The following is a 211-nucleotide window of genomic DNA, read 5'->3' as shown; positions in this document are numbered from 1 at the left end:
CACTGTATGCCCAGCTCACAGCCCTGCCCTGGAACCGTGTCGCCACCCGTGTCCGCACGCGCGACCGTGGCCACGGATGTTCAGGCTCAGGTTGAGCCGCCGTGCGCAGTCGAGCAGTCCAACGCCCTGGTCGAGCAGGTCGTGGACCTGCGCCCAGCGTTCCCGTGTCGTCTGGGCGCGGGGGCCGTCGTTCGGTGGCGGGCCGGCTTTG

1 protein-coding gene is annotated in these 211 nt (G+C 70.6%); it reads right to left on the bottom strand.

Going from position 1 to position 211, the window contains the following annotated elements; genetic code table 11:
• Nucleotides 1–15: 15 nt before the first annotated feature.
• Nucleotides 16–211: hypothetical protein (locus MXD61_RS05980; protein WP_248811829.1), on the bottom strand; the 196-nt coding region annotated here is incomplete at its 5' end.

It is taken from the genome of Frankia sp. AgPm24, assembly GCF_023243055.1.
In the GTDB taxonomy this organism is placed as follows: Bacteria; Actinomycetota; Actinomycetes; order Frankiales; family Frankiaceae; genus Frankia; species Frankia umida.
This window is presented reverse-complemented; position numbering and strand designations above follow the sequence as displayed.